The following is a 20,671-nucleotide window of genomic DNA, read 5'->3' on the forward strand; positions in this document are numbered from 1 at the left end:
TCTATCAACCGGCTGCATATAAGAATAGCGCTATCAAGTAACAGAAAGGTCTTGTGTAGTGCCTTCATCCTTATACCTTTCACTTAGCGTTAATCATCCGCAGAAATGTCGTACTTCTTTAGTATAGCCGTGATCTCTGGTTTCAGTTGATGCAGCATTCTGTCAAAGCCAAGATCATTAGGATGCGTTCCATCCACTGTTCCTTCATGATCCTGACCAAGCAGGTTTTTCGCTGAGATAAAGTATAGATCTTTAATGCCTTTCTGTTGCAATAACCGAAACTGATCCTGAATAGCAGCATTCTGATCCGCAACTCTTTTTCCTACTTTCTGATCCCAGTAACTGTGTTCCCGGATAATGCTTTGTATCACGATAATCGGGGCTTTGGGATGTTTTTCCCTTATGGTAGAAACTAAATAGCCGGTGCGTTCTTTTATTTGTTGCGGAGATGAATTCGGAACACAGTCCAGTATGTACGCATCAGCAGGGATGGATGCCACCAGATCCGCTGCGGCTTTTTCCATTTTGGCGCTGCCGCTTAATCCAAGGTTCAGGAAGTTCAGCCCGGTTGCTCTTGACAGCCTGGCAGGATAAGCCATTCCGGGCCTGCTTGCGGATGCGCCCTGAAGAATGCTGGAACCGTAGATGAGAATACGCTTGCGGAAAGGATCTGGCAGTTTTTTTATCGAAGCGCCCGGATCAATGCCGATTTCCAGGTTAGAAGTTTCATCATATAACGGGAGATACAGCAGGCATTCTTTTTCGCTGTTGTCCATGTTTTTTACCAGGCTTGCTTCCGTGCAATCTTCACGGGGACGACCGACGCCTGCAAACTGCCATTTCCCATTTTTCTTGATATACAGATCAAGCCCCTCAGAAGCAATACCTGTCATATTGGACGATGCTTTGCGGCTACTGGTACACCATTTGGCGGATATTGCCGTACTGTTTGTTTTAAAAGTAACTGCCAGCCCGGCAGAATTGGTAAGCAGTCTCTTCACCGCCGGAGGCAGTGCCGGGAAATCGGCTGTATCTACCCTGTGATAAAGATTTTCTGTAGAAATTATTTTCCCAACCAGCGTTAAATCTGAAGCCGGAATATAAACCGGCTTCTGTGCCTGAATAGATGTCATCGCCATACCACATATGCCGGCGGTAATCACTAGCAGCCTAAAGAGTGCCTTCATATTCTTTCTTTTAAAATTAGCAGGTTAACCATTGATTATAGATGCTCTGGTTGGTATCGGTTATTATTAAACCGGATTATTGGCTGGCAAGCCGAAGCAGTAAATTATCCGGCTGATGTTGCGCATGCTGGTAGCAGCATATCAGGCATGAGGCTCGGTATACTACCACCAGCATGCGTAACAAAAATGTTATATTACAAGATGAAACAAGCTAAAACCCTAAGGGGAGTTAAGCCCCTCCAAACCCTTTCATATAGTTTCTAGTAATTTCGTTTAATATTATGTATAATCTATAAAAAACCAAAATCGAAAAGTAAGTAAATAACGGAAGCAGGTATACTTATTCACTGGCGCAATAGAAGCCTCATTAAAAATGCGGTTTAACTGTTAGATGATATGATGGACATTTATGAGGTGGCACATAGGAAGAGCTTTCACTTGTGCTGAGGTTTTCCTGACAGGGCTAAATAGTCTGGCAGAAAGCTGTTAGGCCATAAGAAGCTGTACAGTTGGAGTTGGCAAGTATAAGAGTAATGTAATGCTGAAACGCGTAAATGGCTGGCGTTAAGAGGCAAAAACAGCCGCTAACAAATCCGGCTGCATGGAGATCAGGCAAGCGACAGGTCATACTTGTTGCTGCGATCTATAGAAGCTTAAGGAATTATCATCATCGGTTTAATTATTAACTACGCCCAAAGTGACAGGCATCTGATTGGGTACCGGTTAGGAGAAAAGAGAAAGCTTTATTACCCGCCTTGTTTAATGTATAAAGGATCAAGTATACCAAGTATATCTCTTATACTTGGTATACTTGATCCTTTATATAAGTAATCGGGCTTTGTTACCGCCTGATTACTTTTTACTCAGATCTTTTATCCGGATGTTCCGGAACCATACCGTGGAGCCGTGGCCCAGAAAGCCGATATACCCCTTGTCACGCTTCAGCCCGGGATGTTCCTTTCCGTCCAGGGTGCCGTTCTTCCGGGCATCAGAAATATCGCCATCCAGAATCGTAGTGCCGTTCAGTATCACCTTTATCTTGGGGCCTTTCACGATTACTTCTTCGTAGTTCCACTCGCCTACAGGTTTTAGATAACCCCGCTTGGCAGGAATAACGCCATACACAGAGCCATGATACTGGTACTTATGCAGGGTTTTATAAATATCGGCGTCGTTGTCTAATATTTGCAGTTCCATGCCTTCATAAGCAGCGTCGCCTTCCAAAGGAGTGCGTATGCCCAGGCCATTGTTGGCGCCAGGCGTTAGTTTGAACTCGAAGCGGAATATAAAGTCGCCGTATTGCTCTTTGCTATACAGGTTGCCTCCGCTGCCGAATTTTGGTTCATGCACTACCAGTTCGCCATTTTCAATCACATAATCGGTGGTATTGCCTTGCCAGTGGTGCATGTTGGTGCCATCAAACAACACTTTAAAGCCTTCTTTCTTTTCGGCAGCGCTCAATTCAAACGGCTCCGGACGAGGAAGCTCCCGGATGTAAATATCACGGTAACCTACGCGGGAGCCATGCGCCTGCAGCTCTATCTGCTCTTCCGGGAAAATCGGCAGGCCCCTGTCCCAGTAATTCTCCAGAATCACATTATCTGTCACAAGTTCCCCGTTGAGGTATACCGTCACGCGATCGCCTTTCATGATAATATGAAAGTTGTTCCACTCACCCAACGGATTATCAGCTACTTTCAGCGGTTTGCTTGGGTTAACCTGGTTGTTGTACAACCCGCCGGAGCCTACCTGTGCACCATCCTTCACACGGGAAGTATCCCACATTTGTACCTGGGGCGTGCCCCGCAGGTAAATGCCCGCATCTCCGTCTTTGTTGCCATCGTCATAGATTTTCCAATCCACAAACATCTCGATGTCACCGTATTTTTTTGCTGTCGTAAGGTTATCGAAGCCATGCCCCACAAATGTAATCTCGCCATTTTCTACTTTCCAGTCTTTGCGCATTTGCTCATCGGCCGCTTTCTGTTTCTGCGCCAGCGTTTCCTTGTCCATCTTGGCCCGCTCAATCGGGTTGGCCACCAAACCTTTCCAGCCAGTCAGGTCTTTGCCGTTAAACAGCGCTACGAAACCTTCGCCTTGTGGCATTTCTGCCAAAAACTTCTGTATCGCTTTGATCTGATACTCGCTGTCAGGCCCCTCAAGCACCTGAGCGGTTTTATTAAGCAAATCCCGTACGATATCACCTGTATAGTTTTCGTCAGACAGCCCAATGTTCATCACGGCCTGGGCAGCCGCCTGTTGCAGCGCAGGCTTATCGAGGTACTTGCCGGCGAATACCAGCGCAGGGAAAGTATGTAATCCCGCTACTTCTTTCAGGATCAATTGCTGCTGTTCAGGTGTTTTCGCCAACGCCATGGCATCCCGCAGTTTCAGCAGCTTCTGTTCGGCAGGAAACTTAGAGAGACTGATTATGCGGATGTATCCTTTCAGCGCCTGATCCAGGTATGCCTCATTGGAAGCTTCCTGGCTGATGCGGTACAGCTCGCCGGCCGCACTCACATCAGACCACGCAGCCAGGGCAGCAACTGCGGCCTGCTTTGTGGCGGCATCGCCGGCATTAAAGGCTGCTGCAACAGCATCCAGGGCTTTTTCACCGCCAATATTGGCTAGTATGTTAAAGTATAGGGGCTTCTTCTCAGCCGGAGCCTGCGCCATTTGCTCCAGTATCAGGTTTGCCTGCTGTGCCTGCTCATCGTAACCGCGAACGGCTGCAACAATGGCCTCCTGCACTGCGCTTACTTCTTCAGGCCGCGCTGTTTCCTGCAGCAAAGAAAACAGCCGCGGCAGGTTCTCTTTTGTTGCCATTTGCTCCAGCGCAGTTAAAGCGGCCATACGCACGGCAGCATTTTCGTCTTTTACATAGTAGAACACCTCGTTTATTTTTTTGCTGGCAGCGCGGTTGCCCAAAACTGCAAGTGCGGCTGCCTGGGCCTCGGCGGGCATTTTAGGCAAAGCATCAGCTACAGCATCAGTCAGACCGTCAGCCTCCATGATAAGCAGCGCTTCTTTGGCAGCAGCAATTTCTTCGGCATTGCCTTTTCTCATCGCCTTCAGTAACTTAGGAAGCGCCTCTTCGTCGCCCATCCTTCCTATAGCGCCGATAGCAACCAGCTTTACCTGATCTTTCCTGCTTCTGAGCGCTTTTATTATGGCAGGCAGGGCAGCTTTAGCGTTGTTCCGGCCCAGCATGGTAATAATCTCCGCTTCAATTTCAGGGTCTGCTTTCTTCGCTTTTTTCACCCACATAGCTGTTGTAGCAGGCGTAATGTAGTCGCCGGCGAACTTCAGGGCGGCTGCACGGTACTCAGGGTTCTTGTCTGTGGCTGCATTGGTTAACAGCGCTACACTTTTTTCTCCCTGTATGTCTGCCAGCTGTTCCAGGGCAGCCGTGCGGGTATGCACCTGCAGATCTTGTCCGGTACCATCTAACAGCGACTGTGCTATTTTTTCGGCCTGCTGCTGTTTTCCGCTTTCGGCCAGGCGCTGTGCATAAAGTAAATAAGCGGAGGTGGCATTGTCGTTGCCGAAAGTATAATTGCCTTGTTGCGCCGCTTGTGCCAGCACCGCTTCCGAGGCCGGGTCTGCAATGTTGGCCAGGGCATAGAGCGCCAGCTTCCTGAGTTTGCTATCCGGGTCGGTTGCCAAAGGAGTAAGAACAGCCACAGCTTTTGCATAGCGGGCATCTCCCAGCGCCTCAACAAGCGACATCCGACAATCACCCTGCGCATTTGGCAAGGCCTGCAGCAAGGCTTCGCCGGCCGCGGGAGTATGAATATTGATCAAAGCTTTGGCAGCAGGGGCACACAGGCGCTCATCAGTCAGATAACCTTGCAGGCAGGCAACGGCATCGTCTTTGCCTACCATTTCAAGCTGCCTGATCAGGAAGGCCTTGTTCTCTTCATTATCAGCTCTCTGCAACGCCTGGCAATAGGCATCTACGCTCATCTGCCGCCACTCTTCCCTGCCGGGCTGCGACACATAATAAGAGAAGCCGCCCATGGCATATTCCAGGCCGGTATTATCTCCCTTACCCGGTGCTGTAAGCATAGCGGCCATTTCTACCAATCCTTCTTTACCCATGCCGGCAATCTCGTTCATGTCGGCGCTGAGTTGTGCGCTATCCTTGGCCGGCATCTGGGCCAGCAGGTCGGCAATTTTAGTAGTGAGGGTGCGCTGATCGTTTTCCCGCTGGGCTACCGCAGCAGCACTCAACGAGACAACAGCAATCAGCAGTAGTACTATTCTTTTCATAATATAATGCATAAGAGGCGAATAATCGTTTTTGATTTTTTCAGTTTAGATAGCTTTGGTAGTTGCAGGCTACAATACCATTGTCCAATCGGAGCGCATGGGCTGGTTGATCAGGCGGTTGGCACCTTCATCATCTATAAATTCCTGCTTCACCGGGTCGAACTTCAGCGATCGGCCTAAATGCAGCGCAGCTTTCCCCATGTTCACGAGCGTGCATGACCTGTGCCCGTTTTCTTCGTTAAGGGCAAACTTTTTGCGTTCTTTTACTGCCTCAATAAAATCAGTTACCTGTGGCTCCGGATCAGGGAAAGCTGCCAGCTTTCTTTCCAGGTTCGGAATATCGGAGCGGAAGCCGGGGTATAATTTTCCTTTCGGGCCTTCTATGTAAGGGATGTTTTCCTCTTTGCCTTCGCCGTCCAGCACAATCTGGCATCCGTCGGCATAGGTATACGTTATGCGGCGCCATGTACCCACAGCATCCGGATGCTGCTGCGGCGCATCTATCTCTACTGAAACAGGGCTTGTATTGTCTTTCCCCAGGAAGTATTGCACAGGATCCAGGTAATGCTGCCCCATGTCGCCAAGGCCGCCACCATCATAATCCCAGTAGCCGCGGAAGGTCTGGTGCACGCGGTGCGGGTTATAAGGCCTGTAAGGCGCAGGGCCCAGCCACATGTTGTAGTCCAGTTCAGGCGGCACCGGCATAGGGTCGAGGTTGGTTTTGCCTACCCAGTAAAACTTCCAGTCGAAGCCGGTGCCGCGGCCCACGGTTACTTTCAGGGGCCAGCCCAGCAGGCCACTGTCTACCAGCTTTTTGATAGGCTTAACGGGTGTGCCCATCCCGTAAAAGATATCATCGAAGCGGAACCACGTATTCAGCCGAAAAATGCGTCCGTGCTGTTGCACGGCTTCCACCAGGCGCTTGCCTTCGCCAATTGTGCGGGTCATAGGCTTTTCGCACCAGATATCTTTACCGGCTCTGGCCGCATCTGCTGCTATAATGCCGTGCCAGTGCGGCGGGGTGGCAATGTGCACGATGTCGACTTCCGGGAGCTGTATAACTTCGCGGTAATCTGCAAAGGTTTTCACGCCTTTCCCGACCATCTCTACAGCCTTTTTCAGGTGGTTGCGGTCCACATCGCAGACGGCTACCACGCGGGTATCGCCATAAGGAATATGGTTACGGCCCATAGACCCTACTCCGATGATAGCCTTGGTGAGCTGATCGCTGGGCGCTACAAAACCTCTGCCGCCCAGCACAAAGCGCGGAACGATTACGAATGCAGCAACTGTAGCCGCAGATTTCTTTAAAAAGTCCCGTCTTGAATTGGTAGTATCTGAACTCATAGAATATAAAGGTTATCTGTGTTAAGTAATGGCATTCCCAGAAAAATTGCTTTGCGAACCTAACCCGACAGGTAAAGCGCCCGTGCCCCACAGATGCTGATATAGCACAAGCATGCATCAGCTTAAACTCTCTGAGCCTGGGTTTGTCAGGTATAATTCCACCAATATACTTATTATCAACAAACTATATTCATAGATAAGAGTATTTTTATAGTACAAAGATCTGTTCCGGTCTGAAACAGACCACTTACCAGATGCAACTCATCAGCCATTTTAGTAACTGATAGCAGACTTTAAGTTGTAGAAAAAGAAAGCTGCAAATAACCTCCTGTATCATTTCCCGCCCTGATTGCCTTCGCTAATTTATTAAACCGTTTATAAATTTTAACCGGCTTTAACCCGGTTTCTTGATTTGGCAGATAAATTCTATGCCGGCTGGCCGGGAGGGCTCCACATAAGTTATGGCCTTTCTCTTCATATTTCCGGTGGCAAAGCAGGCAAGTCAGATTTACCGGGCACAGAAGCGTTGATTTTTAAACCATTTACACGATAAAAATCCAATAATGCCAGAAATTTACCCAGGTGGATTAACTCAGAAATCAGGCGTTACGAGCAGTTTGCCAGCCCTTAATGGGCCATTACAGTTCGCACCAGTTTAGAAATAATAAAGAAGCGGCAAGTATAAAGTTCAGGTATGGTAAGACCTTGGATTTCCTCTATACTACAGGAAGCAACATACGGCTTTCCTCAAATCAGAAAACAAATGTTACTGGCGTACATAAAAAAAGCCCTGCAGAAACTGCAGAGCCTTTCCAAACTATGAAAGCTAATGAAAATCTATGTATCAGTTTTTCCTGATTTTAAATTCGGTGCGGCGGTTTAGCTGATGCTCCGCCTCTGAGCATTCCACGCCATCGGCACAACGGTTTACTAACCTGGTTTTGCCGTAGCCCCTTGCGGTGAGCCTGCTTCTGTCTATGCCCATCGACACGATGTAATCCACAGCGGCCTGTGCTCTTTTTTCTGACAGCTGCTGGTTGTAGTCCACACTTTCGCGGCTGTCGGTATGGGAGCTCATTTCGATCTCTAACTTAGGGTTATTTTTCAGCATCGTTACTACTTTGTCCAGCTCTTTGGCCGCATCCGGGCGGATGTTCCATTTGTCGAGGTCGTAGTAGATGTTATCCAGCACCACCGCACGTGCTACTTCGTTTTTGTCGAAGAGCAGCGCCACTTGCACTGTATCGCCGGCTGTTTCCGGTACTTGTGCCACTACTTCCTGCTTCAGGTAACCATCTTTGGAGCCCAGGAAAGTATAGGTATTGCCCTGGAGGCCATTCATAAAGTATGCGCCATTTTCATCAGACACTATCATCTCTGAACCTGTTGCGCTTTGCTCAGATACTTTGATATTTACCTGTGGCAGCGGCACCTGTATGTTCTGCTTCAGGGCATTCTGTTTGCGCTCCAGTGTTGTTACAGCCAGCACAACAGGTTTCCTGAGGTCACTGAATTTAAAAATATCATCGGTGCCGTTCTGAGAATCGCGGTTCGAAGACAGCAGGCCGCTTTCGCCTGGTTTGGTAAACATAATGCCATAGTCGTTTTTAGGCGAGTTGATGGGATAGCCGAGGTTGCGCACCCCTGTCCAGGCAGCCTGTGCGCCTTCGGCTGAAAAAATATCCATACCGCCCATACCTGTGTGACCATCCGAAGCAAAGTATAGTTTGCCGTCGGCATCCACATAGGGGAAGCTCTCGCGGCCCGGCGTATTCACGGTGGTGCCCGCGTTGACGGGCTCACCCCAACTGCCATCGGCCTGGCGCACGGAATAATAAATATCAGTGTCGCCCATTCCGCCGGGCATATCGGATACAAAGTATAGCGTGTTGCCATCCGGTGTTACCGCCGGGTGCCCTACCGAGTACTTGTTCACGTTGTTGTAGCTGAATGGCTGAATGTTGCTCCAGCCACCATTTTGCTTTTCAGCAGAAAAAATTTCGAGGCGGTTTACGTACTCGTTTACCTCCGGCTTTACAACCCAACTGGTCGGGTCAGGATTAACGTTGCCGCGCTTCAGCACCAGGTGCGTGCGGGTGAAGTATAGTTTCTGGCTACCCGCAGCGGCAGAAGCTGTAGCATTGTGGTAATCCGAATTAACGACATCCTGCAGTGCCATAGGGTTGCTCCAGTTGCCTTGCACATCCTGTTGCGCTAAAAACAGTTGCAGGTATGGGCGGCCCGTCCAGCCGTATACTTGCTCCTTCTTTTTCCTTTTGCTTACGCCGCGATCGGAGGTAAAGATAACGCCGTTTTTGCCATAAGGCGTCGGGCTGAAATCGGAGTAGCTGTCGTAGTTGATGTTCTGGAATGCCTCTACTTTTGCTACTGCCGGCTGGTTCATCCAAGCCTGGGCCAGGTCGCAGGCGCGCATCAGTTCCTGTGCGCGCTCGGCCTGCGCCGGCATCTCATCGCCCCACTGCATGTATTGCGCTTTGGCCTCATTATACTTGCCATTGCTGCGCAGCGCCTCGGCATAATAGTACAGGCTTACAGGCTCATGGCCGGGCGTATTTACTACTTTGCCGTACCAATCTTCCGCTTCCCTGCTTTGGCGCGTCAGGCGGTATGCGTCGGCGATGTGCTGCATGGTTTGCAGTTCCGGCTGGCGTTTGCGGATAACTTTCTGATAGTCCTGCAGGGCAAGGGCATATTCGTAATTATCGAAATGCTTGTTTGCTTTACGCAGGTTTGATTGGGCATTTGCCACGGGCGACAGGCCAAGAATGGCAGCCATCACCAGGTATAAAGATGTATAAGTATAGTTCATAAGTAAATGTGCTAATTTGTTAATGTGCTAAGGTGTAGACTATCAGAGAATAACACATCAATCGAGTCTGTTTAGTACTACCCGGTTACTTAAGTTAAATGCTTTTGATTAGAAGTATTGCGGGGTCAGCATTTTTGTCTCTTTCTTTCGGAAGAAGTAGTAGCCTACCGAAACCTCGTGGGTGTCAAAGCCGCTCAGGTCGTTCAGCATCTTGTCGTAAGCATAGCCCAGCCGTAGCGACTTGCTTACCTGCAGTTCTGCTATCAAAGCCACGGCAGTACGCTTTGCTAATATTTCTGTTTCCTCCGGATCATCGCTAAACACACGCATGCTGGTACGGTATGAGCTGCCCAGCCACAGCCGGTCGCCCAGCAGCACAAAAGCATTCATGTCGATGCTTGTCGGGGAGTTAAAGGTTTCTTTCACCAGCACACTTGGCTTCAGTTTCAGGAACGAGCCCATATCTAACACATAGCCTGCCGTAAAATAATAGTGGCGCTCCGGCTCCAGTTGCTCGTCCTCTTTAAACTGCAGCAGGTCTGAGGCAGAGATGCCGGCGTAAAAGCGGTCGTTGTGGAAATATGCGCCCAGCTTTATCTCCGGCTTTATACTTGTTTCTTTGCCGGAAGGAATAGAGGGATCATTGATGATGCCGAATTTAGAACCGTCAAGCGTATACTGTACCACGCCCGGCGCCACGCCCAGGCTTAACACACCTGATGCGCTTACCTGCAGTTTCACGGCTACGTTGGCATAGGCCGACATGGTCGTCTGCGCGCCAATCTGATCGCGGTTAAACTCCAGACCCAGGCCCATTCTGTTGCCGGCAGCTATGCCATCAATGCTGGCAGCCTGCGTGGCAGGAGCACCTTCGATGCCCGTCCACTGCGAACGATGGAAGAGATTAAGATTAAGTACATTTTTGCTGCCAGTATAAGCTGGGTTCAGGCTCATGCTGTTGAAGATGTACTGTGAGTACTGTGGGTTTTGCTGGGCACTAGCCGAAAGCGTCAGCAGTAGGGCCAGCAGGGTATAAAGTATTTTCATGATAGTATGGTTTTCAATGGTTCAGGCATCGTTATCGGAAGATGGTCACGTACCCTGTAAATTCTTTGGTTACACCGTCGCAAAGCTCCACGCTCACTTTATAGAAGTAAGTGCCTTGTCCCAGTTTATTGCCGTTCCAGTTGTTCTGGTAGCCTTTCTGCCTGTATACTTCCGCCCCCCATCGGTTGAAGATAATTACCTCGTTGTCAGGAAACTTCAGCAGGTTGGTTATTACCCAGGTGTCGTTCTGGCCATCGCCGTTCGGGCTGAAAGCTTTCGGGAAACTCAGCTGGCCGTCGGCAAGGGCAACATTGATGCTGGCGCTGGTGGCTGCGCCGGCGCAGGAGGCGTTGTTGGCAACTACTGTTACCTGCCCTGCGGCTGCAGGGCTGTCGGCCTTCACTTTTATACTTGTAGTGCCCTGGCCAGCGGTAATCGTAAAGCCAGAGGGTACACTCCAGGTATAAGAAGTGGCGCCCGGCACGGCAGCTATACTATAAGTCAGGCCATCGCATACATTGCTGTTGTCGGTGATTAAGCCCGGCGCGGCAGGTGGCGTGGTAATGCGCACAGCCAATGTACCTGCTTCGCTGGTGCCACAGCTGTTTTTACCTTTCACACTGATAGTGCCTCCGGCTGTGCCGGCATTTACGGTTATCGTTCCTGTTCCTTGGCCTTTCACAAGCGTCCAGCCCTGGGGCAGATTCCAGGTATACACTGCGCCCTTTTCAGCATTTTTCAGGGTATAAGTCAGATTTCCGGAGTTAATGCAAACTTCTGTGTTACCGGTGATGCTGCCAATAGCCGGGGCGGTGATGCCTTTTACTGCCAGTGTGCCCGCTTCGCTGTCGCCACATTTATTACTTGCTACTATGGTTACATCGCCGGCACTATTGCCCACTTCCACCGTTATACTTGTTGTGCGCTGGCCACTGATAATTTTCCAGCCCTGGGGTACGCTCCAGGTATAGGCCGTCGCATCTGCTACATCAGCAATGCTATAGGTAAGCGTTGTGCCCACACAGGCGCCCGCCTCACCAGTTATAGTTGGCGCTGCCGGTTTTGATGCTACCTTAATAGCCAGGGAAACCGCTTCGCTGCTACCGCAATTATTGTCGGCTGTTACCGTGATGTTGCCGCTTGTTTCGCCTGCTTTTATCGTTACAGTGCGTGGGTCATTTGTTGGGCTTATGGTCCAGCCCTGCGGTGCCTTCCAGGTATAACCAGTAGCACCTGGTATGGCTGCTGCTGTGTAAGTCCCTTCAGTGCCTGCGCAAAGTTCTGTGTTGCCCGTAATGCCGGCCGGTGCTGCGGGTTTTGTGATGGTTGTGACATCCATTTCTTTAGACACACCCGTTGGTGAACAGCCGTTTTTAGCAGTTACTTTCAGCTTGCCGCCTGTAGCGCCTACATTTACCACAACTGTTGCCGTATTTGCGCCGCTCACGATTGTTATGTCGCCGGTAGCTGTCCATTCGAAAGTCTCGGCTCCTTCGCTGCTAGCAGTGTAGCTCAGGTTCTGGCTGTTGGCACACACGCTCGCCGAACCGTTTATACCAGGTATAGCTGGCGCAGAAAATAAGCTTACTTCTTTTGTAACAGTATAAGTTTTGCCACAAACATCTGTTACAGTAGCCGTAAGCGATCCGTTGCCGGCGATGTTAGCGGCAACCGTTTGTTGGTTGCGGCTGCCGGGCAGCGTTATGCCTCCTGTAGCTGTCCAGCTGTACACGGCACCTTCTACCTGTGTTACCGTGTAGGTTGTGTTAAGCTGCGGTGCGCAAAAGCTGCTTTCGCCGGTAACGGCCAGCGCTGGCGCAGGGCAGCTTACTGTAATAGGGTCTTCGTCGTTGTTATCATCAGGGCTGGGATCCGGGTTATCAGGGTTACTGATAATAACCACCTTGTTGGTTGTATTTGTTGCTGATATGATTTTAAACACGAGCCGCAGCGTAGCGCTCTCATTGAAGTTAAGCCTGCTGATTGTCCATTTATTTGTCTTCTCATCAAAGGTGCCTTTGCTGGCCTGCAGCGTTTTCACAAACGCCAGTCCGGCGGGTATACGCTCTTCCAGCACCAGGTTAGTAGCATTGCTGGGGCCATCGTTCTTAACAGTAATGGTATAAGCTACTTCCGAACCGACGGTGTACTCGCCCTCATCCGCTACTTTCTGCACGCTCAGGTCTGTCTGAATCGCAGTCGGCAGAAACAGTTTGTTGTTGTTCAGGCTGATATTACCTCCCAGGGAAATAACACGGCCGGTAACGTTAGAGCCTCTGCCCAATGTAATATCACCGTTGGCTATAATGTTTCCATGGAAAACTGTGATAGGCTCAAAGTTTACCTTATTCTTCACAAGCCAGTAAATGTTTTTCGACTGCGCCCCGCCTGTCAGCAACACAGCCCCCGTAGAGGTGGTCGCATTCAGATCGCCATCGACGATAAAGATGTATATGGCATTTACATCGCCGCCTGCGTCCAGCGTAAAAATGCCATCAAGCACTGCGCTGCCGCTTACCCTGTACACGCCGCCTGATAAAGAGCCATTCATGTTCAGCTTTGGCAGGATAGTAGTTACTGGTGCCGCTTGTATCAGGGAGTTGTATGCATCGGAAGCATCCTGGCGCGCAGTTGCCGCGGCGCTGTTGCCCAGGTCTTTTACTCCCTGCGCCTGGCTGATTTCTCCATTGTTGCTGATAGTAGTACCCGGCGAGATACCCATATCGCCGGCGACAACCGTAATGTTGGTGTTGTTGATTTGGTTGGATGCCAGCACAGCATAACTGCCTGCCTGCCCCAGTACTGGATCCTGCTGGGCAAAGCAAAGGGTGGTCGTGCCCGCAAGGAAGAGACAGATGAAAAGTAAAATTCTACTCATAAAGATATGTAAAGTAAGCATTGACTCAACTAAATATAGATAGATTAGTCTATATAGATTAACCATTGCAATTTACTCTCAATATCTTTTTAAGTTGCACCGGATTTGAAAAATAGCATGAATTAATATAAATAATACTAAATATATTCAAAAATTTATATTATTATCTATTTCTTATCCCTGATATTTATAGACAGCAGGTAAATCCAGTCCAAAAAAATAGATATAAATAAACACACTTCAGCCCACTTAACAGAAATTTGCTCTTCTAAAGCGCTGTTGTTTAAGACTTGAAGACTGGCTCATATAAAAAGCCGAAAAAAGCCTGTAAAAAGGCAACTTTAAAACAGCACAAAAAATAAAGCCCTGCTACTGGTAGAGTAGCAGGGCTTACAACAGCTAAAAGCTGGTCTTTTTATACGTGTACATGGCGTTCGGCATGGTACGAAGATCGGACCAAAGGCCCCGACTCCACATACTTGATTCCGCGCTTCAGGCCTTCTTCCCGGTAATGGTCAAACAAATCGGGGTGAATAAACTCGGCAACCTCCAGGTGCATTTTAGTTGGTTGTAAATACTGGCCCAGCGTCAGGATATCGCAGCCATTTTCAGCCAGATCATCCATGGCCTGGTACACCTGCTCGCGCGTTTCGCCCAGGCCCAGCATAATACCTGTTTTGGTGCGCTTGCCATATTCCTTGGTGCGGCGGGTCTGCTCCAGGCTTCGCTCATACTTGGCCTGCGGGCGCACACGGCGGTAAAGTTCCTTTACTGTCTCCATGTTATGCGACACCACCTCCTGTCCCGGCGAGATCATGGTAATCAGCGCATCCCAGTTGGCTTTTACGTCTGGTATAAGGGTTTCGATGGTGGTGGAAGGCGACAGCAGTTTTACCTGCTTTACTGTTTCGTGCCAGATGGCGGCGCCACGATCTTTCAGTTCATCGCGGTTTACAGAAGTAATCACAGCATGCTTCACGCCCATCAGCTGGATGGCTTCTGCCACACGGCGCGGTTCGTCCTCGTCATATTCATTTGGCCGGCCGGTGGCTACGGCGCAGAAAGAGCAGCTGCGGGTACATACGTTGCCCAGAATCATAAAAGTGGCTGTGCCTGCGCCCCAGCACTCACCCATGTTGGGGCAATTGCCGCTCTCGCAGATAGTGTGCAGCTTATACTCGTCTACGATGTTGCGTACTTTTGCGTACTCCTTCCCCACCGGCAGTTTTACGCGCAGCCAGTTAGGCTTGCGTGGCTTGCCCAGCGCGTTAAGCCCCTCGGGCTGTACGTTAGGCTGTATTACCGGAAGTATCAATAATTCGTCCATGGGTGCAAAGATAGGAAGTTATAAGGTAAGACATTAACCCGGGCAAAGTTTTGTGTGCCACCCTGGTTAACCTTCTAACAACTACCTGCCGCTTCTTGTTCGGGCTGGCGCTATTTACGGCTTCCGTAATACAGGTTCAGGTATACGGAAGAAAAAACCTGGCTGCTTTGAGCCTGCGGAATGATAACGAGCTTTTTGGGATAAGCCTCCACAGCAAAGCCTACTTCTATCCCCGTAATGCTTTCCTGGTAGCGGCCATACTCAAAGCTGAGGCCGGCTTTAAAGTGAACGCCCAGGTTAACGTTCGCTTCGCCCAGGCCCTGCAGGAAACTGGCACTACCCTGTATCCGGTCCAGGTTGCGGTGCTTGTCCGGATCGTATTGCTCAGTCCGGATGTCGGTTCCTCCCTGCCCGCCATAATCGTAGCGGATGTAATAGGGCACCAGCAACCCCAAAGAAGGGCCAATGGCTCCCACAGCGTTTACCTGTACCCCTGACTCGGCAGCCTTACGGAACAGCACCAGTTCGCGGCCGTAATGCGGACGCACCACGAACAGGTAATTTTGCTTTCCGGCAACAAAAAAATCGCCTGCGCCTAGATTATACAACCGGTTCTCTTTCGGATGCTTTACCTCTACTACTTCCAGGCCGCCAAACTGGTACATGCGCTCATTCATGTAATAAGCAGAACGGATAAAAGCTCCTCCAATCAGCCCTCCATTGGAATTGAAGTTAATACCGTAACTCAACTCGTTCTCGAAAGACTCATCTTCGTTGGTTTGGGCGGCTGCCGGCAAGGCCAGGCCTAAGGCAACTGCAAGTACAAGCGCAAGGTATCTGACCACCTTTTTATTTAATTTAAAGATTGATTAAAAGTAACTAATTTTACAATTATTACAAAACTATACTTAGCACACATGGCAACCATCAAAAGCATATACAAAGGCAGCCTGCGCACTTCCGCGCAGCACCTGGCTTCAGGCAACACCATCATCACCGACGCGCCCGTGGACAACAACGGCAAAGGTGAGGCCTTCTCTCCTACTGACCTGGTAAGCGCGGCGCTGGGCAGTTGCATGATGACTATTATGGGCATCGTGGCCAACCGCGCCAATATCGACATTGAAGGTATGGAGATCGACATTACCAAAATTATGGCCGCCGAACCGCGCCGCATTGCCGAAGTAGTGCTCGATTTTACCATGCCTGCCGGCAAAAGCTACACCGACAAAGAAAAGGCTATGCTTGAAAACGCAGCCCGCACCTGCCCTGTTGCCCTCAGCCTGCACCCGGATGTAAAACAAACGATTTCATTCCGGTATTAAGTATAAGTGTGTCCACGCAAGGAAAAGCTTTGCCAGGTATAAATCAGGTATACCTTCCTCAGCTTTAGTTAAACTGTTATACCTGCATGATAATAGCAATGCAGGTATAACAGTTTAACGGCACAGCGGCAAGTATAAGTTGTGCTATGCCGTTACTTTTTTCTTCAGCGCCTCTACGCCAATGCTCATGTGCGAGGCATCATACGTACACACCCCATCCTGCACCAGCAGCAACTGCGGCGACTCGTGGTGCACGTGCAGTGTTTCGGCCACTTCCCGGGATACAGGACGATAACGCAGCAAGTCCAGGTAGTATGATTTCACATTGTCGAGGCCGGCGCCGTCCCACTGGCGCTCCAGGCGGCTTTTGGCCGTGGCGCTGATAGAGCAGGAGGTGCTGTGCTTAAATATTACTACGGGCGTACTTTTAGATTCTTCTAATATCTCATCCAACTGTTCGGGATTTGTAAGCGGAAGCCAGTTCATATATGTTGTCTTTCTTTTCGGTTAGTTATACTTAAAGTTGCAGTGTACAAAAATCGGAAAGTGGTCCGTTCTGAAAGCTCGCCCCACCCAGGCGTAACTTATGCTCTTACTCATCAAGAGGGATTAGATTTCAACGTTATTTCCGAATTGCAACTTGTTTACATAGTGGTTATACTCTAAATCAGAACAGTAGTTTCTTCCGCTTCTTAATGCGTCCATTCTTATCAAAGGGCACGCGGATGGCCTCCAGTTCGTTGCCGCCCCGGCCTTTTACTTTACTCGTTTTGCCGCTCGGCTTTGGGCATGGAATACTTTTGCTCTGGCAGCCAGCAACAGACAGCAGCAGGCATAGCAAAAGGGAACAAAAAGGACGAAACAGGCGCATAGCGTGGTTGGGTTATGATTTATACCTGAGGAGAGATCAGGAGACAGCACAAGTATAAATCTTACCTCCTGATCTGCTCCCGGCTTTAGTAGTTCAACATGGACTCCACTTTCTCGCGCAGGCGCTGTTCTGGCAGGAAGTCCTGTTCCAGCGGCGGTGCAAACGGCACGGCGGTATCCAGGCTGGCCACGCGGGCAACCGGCGCATCCAGCAGTTCAAAGCAGTACTCGCTTATCCAGGCAGCAATTTCGCCGCCAATGCCGCCGGTCAGCGTGTCTTCGTGCAGGATGATGACACGGCCTGTTTTTTCTACGGCAGCACGCACGGCTTCTTTGTCCCAGGGCAGCAAGGTACGTAAATCCAGAATCTCGAAGCTGGCATCTGTTAGTTCCTGCTGCAGTTGTCTGGCCCAGTGCACGCCCATGCCGTAGGTGATGATGGTCAGGTCGGTGCCTTCGGCTACGGTGCGGGCTTTGCCTATTTCGATGGTATAATAATCGTCCGGAATTTCCTGCGAAATGGAGCGGTACAGCATTTTGTGCTCGAAGTACATCACCGGGTTCGGATCTTCGATGGCGGCATTCAGCAGGCCTTTGGCATCGTAAGGCGAAGACGGATACACCACTTTCAGACCCGGCGTATGAAAAAACCAGGCTTCGTTGCTCTGCGAGTGGAACGGACCGGCTGCCGTGCCCGCGCCCGTCGGCATGCGTACCACCACATCGGCATTCTGGCCCCAGCGATAGTGGCTCTTGGCCAGGTTGTTCACTATTTGGTTGAAGCCGCAGGTTACAAAATCAGCAAACTGCATCTCCACAATACTCTTCATCCCGCGCACCGACATACCCAAACCAACGCCAAGTATAGCCGACTCGCAAAGTGGCGTGTTGCGGATACGGCTCTTGCCAAACTTCTTTACAAACCCTTCGGATACTTTAAACACGCCGCCATACTCGGCCACGTCCTGCCCCATCAGTACCAGCTCGGGGTAGCGCTCCATACTTTGGCTGATGGCATCCGAAATGGCATCCACATAGCGCCGCTCTGTTTTGGCATCCGAAGCCGGCTGTATCACCTCCTGGTCAAAAGGCTGGTACATATCGGCCAGTTCTTCCGCGCGGTTCGTCTCGGGCATCGGCTGGGCAAAGGCTTCCTGCAGGCCGGCTTCTATTTCGGCTTTCAGCTCCTCTTTTATACTTTCCATCGCCTTCTGTGTCAGCACCAGCTCGTCCAGCAGGTAGCGCTCAAAGTTTTCTACCGGGTCTTTTTTGGCCCATTTTTCAAACAGCTCCTGCGGCACATACCTGGTACCGCTGGCTTCTTCGTGGCCGCGCATCCTGAACGTAATGGCTTCTATCAGCATCGGGCGCGGGTTTTTACGCATACTTGCCGCCGTTTGCCGCACGGTGTCGTATACTTCCAGCACGTTGTTGCCATCTATCTGCAGGGCATCGATGCCATAAGCCGGACCTTTGTCGATAAAGTGCCTGAATTTGAACTGCTCGTTGCTGGGCGTAGACAAACCATAGCCGTTGTTCTCTATCATAAAAATAACCGGCAGGCCCCACACCGCCGCCACGTTCAGCGCCTCATGGAAATCGCCTTCCGAGGCGCCGCCATCGCCGCTGAACACCAGCGTTATTTTCTCTTTGTTCTCCAGCAAATCGGCCAGCGCAATACCATCAGCCACCGCCAGCTGCGGGCCCAGGTGCGAAATCATCCCTACAATGTGGTGTTCATTGGTGCCGAAATGAAAGGAGCGGTCGCGGCCTTTGGTGAAGCCGGTGGTTTTGCCCTGAAACTGTGCAAACAGCCTGCCCAGCGGAATATTGCGGCTGGTAAACACGCCCAGGTTGCGGTGCAGCGGCAAAATATACTCATCCTGCTCCAGCGCCATGGCTGCGCCAACCGAAATGCCTTCCTGCCCGATACCGGAAAACCACTTGCTTACCCGCCCCTGGCGTAGCAGCACCAGCATACGTTCCTCAATTAAGCGGGGCTTCAGAATAGCTTTGTATAAAGTTAAAAGTTCGTCGTCTGTATAGTCCTTGCGGTTGTAATTCATCTCTGAAAAGGAAAACTTCGTTATAGGTTGGCAAGTTAATGTATTAGCGCTTGCGCTGAAATTTATCCCGTAATTTTTTAATTTTGAGAAATTAGATGTTAGATACTAGGCATTAGACTTGAGTTTGTAACTCGGGAATATCCCTTAAGAGCAAATTGCGCCTTACTTCGGAAAGTAGTTGTATGATTGTACTTTACTCTTTTTAGTCCAGAGTCTAATGTCTAAAATCTAACGTCTCTCCAAACCATGATACAATTCAAAGAATTTACCCTCGATAACGGCCTGCAGGTAATTGTGCACGAAGACCACACCAGCCCGGTAGCGGTGCTGAACGTACTGTACAACGTAGGCTCGCGCGACGAGGAAGAAGCCCATACCGGCTTTGCTCATTTATTTGAGCACCTGATGTTTAGCGGCTCTGTGAATATACCTGTGTACGACGAGCCGCTGCAGCGTGTGGGCGGCGAGAACAATGCTTTCACCAGCCCCGACATTACCAACTATTACCTGACATTGCCGGCGCAGAACATCGAAACCGGCTTCTGGCTGGAATCAGACCGCATGCTGAGCCTGGCCTTTAGCGAAAATGGCCTGGAAGTGCAGCGCAAAGTGGTAGTGGAGGAATTCAAGCAGAACTACCTGAACCAGCCTTACGGTGATGTATGGCTGAAGCTGCGCCCACTAGCCTACAAAGAGCACCCGTATAAGTGGGCAACCATCGGTAAAGAGATTTCGCACATCGAAGAGGCTACCATGGATATTGTGAAAGCCTTCTTTAAAAAGCACTACGCGCCGAGCAATGCCATACTGGTGGTGGCTGGTGATGTAACCTTTGACCGTGCCAAAGAGCTGGCCGAAAAATGGTTTGGCCCGATACCGGCCGGTGAGAAGTATGAGCGTAGTATAAAACCAGAGCCGCCGCAAACCGCGCCGCGCGTGCTGGAGGTTTCTGCCGATGTGCCCCTGAGCGCCATTTACAAAACCTACCACATGCCCGCCCGCACCGACGACGACTATTATGCCGTGGATTTAGTTAGTGATATCCTGGGCCGGGGCAAGTCGAGCCGCTTGTATGAGCAGCTGGTAAAAGAGCAGAAATTGTTCAATTCTATCTCGGCCTCTGTGTCCGGTTCCATTGAAGCCGGGCTGCTGATGATACAAGGCAAGCTGAACGAAGGCGTAGATCTGCAGCAGGCAAACGCTGCGATTGAGGCCATCAACCAGCAGCTAATGGATGAGCTGGTAGACGAGCAGGAACTGAACAAGGTGAAAAATCAGGCCGAAGCCAGCATTGTTTTTTCGGAGATTGAGCTGCTGAACCGTGCCATGAACCTGGCCTATGGCAAACTTTTAGGCGATGCCAACTTCGTAAACACCGAAGGCGAGAAACTGCAGGCCGTAACCCCACAGGACATCCAGCGTTGCGCCCGCCAGGTGCTAAACCCCAATAACTGCTCTACGCTACTGTATAAGGCGGAAAAGAAAGAAGTAGCCGTAGCAGGAGAAGAATAAAAGAAGCTTT

At 50.2% G+C, this 20,671-nt stretch carries 13 protein-coding genes; 2 read left to right on the forward strand and 11 right to left on the reverse strand.

Features of this window, described 5'->3' with window-relative positions; all coding sequences use genetic code 11:
• Positions 1 to 89: 89 nt before the first annotated feature.
• From I2I11_RS19310 to I2I11_RS19345, 8 genes are all read right to left on the reverse strand, one after another.
• A complete protein-coding gene (locus I2I11_RS19310) occupies positions 90 to 1,187 on the reverse strand; it encodes an SGNH/GDSL hydrolase family protein (RefSeq protein ID WP_196269395.1) in 1,098 nt (365 codons plus the stop codon).
• Positions 1,188 to 2,039: 852 nt separating this feature from the next.
• Positions 2,040 to 5,459, reverse strand: coding sequence for a DUF1080 domain-containing protein (locus I2I11_RS19315; protein WP_196269396.1), 3,420 nt, complete (start codon positions 5,457 to 5,459; stop codon positions 2,040 to 2,042).
• A gap of 69 nt (positions 5,460 to 5,528) precedes the next feature.
• Entirely contained in the window at positions 5,529 to 6,806 is a 1,278-nt protein-coding gene (locus I2I11_RS19320) for a Gfo/Idh/MocA family oxidoreductase (RefSeq protein WP_196269397.1), read from the reverse strand.
• An 844-nt stretch (positions 6,807 to 7,650) separates the two neighbouring features.
• On the reverse strand, positions 7,651 to 9,636 hold the full coding sequence (locus tag I2I11_RS19325) for an OmpA family protein (RefSeq protein WP_196269398.1): 1,986 nt from the start codon (positions 9,634 to 9,636) through the stop codon (positions 7,651 to 7,653).
• 108 nt (positions 9,637 to 9,744) lie between these two features.
• A complete protein-coding gene (locus I2I11_RS19330; RefSeq protein ID WP_196269399.1) occupies positions 9,745 to 10,683 on the reverse strand; it encodes a PorP/SprF family type IX secretion system membrane protein in 939 nt (312 codons plus the stop codon).
• Positions 10,684 to 10,714: 31 nt separating this feature from the next.
• The gene (locus tag I2I11_RS19335) at positions 10,715 to 13,561 is read right to left on the reverse strand and encodes an ice-binding family protein (protein WP_196269400.1); all 2,847 of its coding nucleotides are present in this window, start codon (positions 13,559 to 13,561) and stop codon (positions 10,715 to 10,717) included.
• 415 nt (positions 13,562 to 13,976) lie between these two features.
• Entirely contained in the window at positions 13,977 to 14,888 is a 912-nt protein-coding gene (lipA, locus tag I2I11_RS19340) for a lipoyl synthase (RefSeq protein ID WP_230680453.1), read from the reverse strand.
• A gap of 110 nt (positions 14,889 to 14,998) precedes the next feature.
• On the reverse strand, positions 14,999 to 15,733 hold the full coding sequence (locus I2I11_RS19345; RefSeq protein ID WP_370583021.1) for a hypothetical protein: 735 nt from the start codon (positions 15,731 to 15,733) through the stop codon (positions 14,999 to 15,001).
• Positions 15,734 to 15,805: 72 nt separating this feature from the next.
• Between I2I11_RS19345 and I2I11_RS19350 the strand changes: the two genes are divergently transcribed.
• Complete coding sequence (locus I2I11_RS19350) at positions 15,806 to 16,213, forward strand: OsmC family protein (protein ID WP_196269401.1); 408 nt, start codon at positions 15,806 to 15,808, stop codon at positions 16,211 to 16,213.
• Positions 16,214 to 16,357: 144 nt separating this feature from the next.
• Here I2I11_RS19350 and ytxJ read toward each other — a convergent pair whose 3' ends face one another.
• From ytxJ to I2I11_RS19365, 3 genes are all read right to left on the reverse strand, one after another.
• Positions 16,358 to 16,699: a bacillithiol system redox-active protein YtxJ gene (ytxJ, locus tag I2I11_RS19355; RefSeq protein ID WP_196269402.1), complete on the reverse strand. Its 342-nt coding sequence runs from the start codon at positions 16,697 to 16,699 to the stop codon at positions 16,358 to 16,360.
• A gap of 181 nt (positions 16,700 to 16,880) precedes the next feature.
• Positions 16,881 to 17,084 carry a hypothetical protein gene (locus tag I2I11_RS19360; protein WP_196269403.1) on the reverse strand — a complete coding sequence of 68 codons (204 nt, stop codon included), beginning with the start codon at positions 17,082 to 17,084 and terminating at the stop codon, positions 16,881 to 16,883.
• An 85-nt stretch (positions 17,085 to 17,169) separates the two neighbouring features.
• Entirely contained in the window at positions 17,170 to 19,149 is a 1,980-nt protein-coding gene (locus I2I11_RS19365) for an alpha-ketoacid dehydrogenase subunit alpha/beta (RefSeq protein ID WP_196269404.1), read from the reverse strand.
• A 246-nt stretch (positions 19,150 to 19,395) separates the two neighbouring features.
• Between I2I11_RS19365 and I2I11_RS19370 the strand changes: the two genes are divergently transcribed.
• Positions 19,396 to 20,661 (forward strand): M16 family metallopeptidase, encoded by a 1,266-nt coding sequence (locus tag I2I11_RS19370; protein WP_196269405.1) that lies wholly within the window; start codon positions 19,396 to 19,398, stop codon positions 20,659 to 20,661.
• Positions 20,662 to 20,671: the final 10 nt, after the last annotated feature.

Source organism: Pontibacter rufus (genome assembly GCF_015694705.1).
GTDB classification, from domain to species: Bacteria; Bacteroidota; Bacteroidia; order Cytophagales; family Hymenobacteraceae; genus Pontibacter; species Pontibacter rufus.